A 469-nucleotide genomic window follows, 5' to 3' on the forward strand; every position below is an offset into this window, starting at 1 on the left:
ACATGGGGCTCTAAGCCGGAAAGCGGCTTTCAGTATAAAGCGAGGGTAGTCTCAGATAATTTCGACTGGGACGACTGCTGCCATCCTCCAATCCCCATGGAGGATTTAGTTATTTATGAGCTCCATGTCAGAGGGTTCACCAGGGATGCCTCTTCCGGCGTCTCGGCTCCCGGCACCTTCCAGGGAATTATCGAAAAGCTTCCCTATCTGGAGGACTTAGGCATCAATGCCATCGAGCTGATGCCCGTCTTTGAATTCGACGAAATGCGTAACGAACGCAGCGTAAACGGGAACATGCTGCTGGATTACTGGGGCTACAATCCCGTCAGTTTCTTTGCCCCCAACACCAGCTACGCCTCAAAAAGCGAGCATAACCACGAAGGCCGGGAACTGAAAACGCTGATCCGCACCATAAAGGAACGCGGCATGGAGGTCTATCTGGATGTCGTCTTCAACCACACGGCAGAAG

Annotated in this window: 1 protein-coding gene; it reads left to right on the forward strand. The window is 52.7% G+C overall.

Features of this window, described 5'->3' with window-relative positions:
- The coding region (locus NE664_13690) for an alpha-amylase family glycosyl hydrolase (protein MCQ4727685.1) at positions 1–469 on the forward strand (469 nt) is incomplete at both ends.

The organism is Anaerotignum faecicola, from assembly GCA_024460105.1.
Taxonomy (GTDB): domain Bacteria; phylum Bacillota; class Clostridia; order Lachnospirales; family Anaerotignaceae; genus JANFXS01.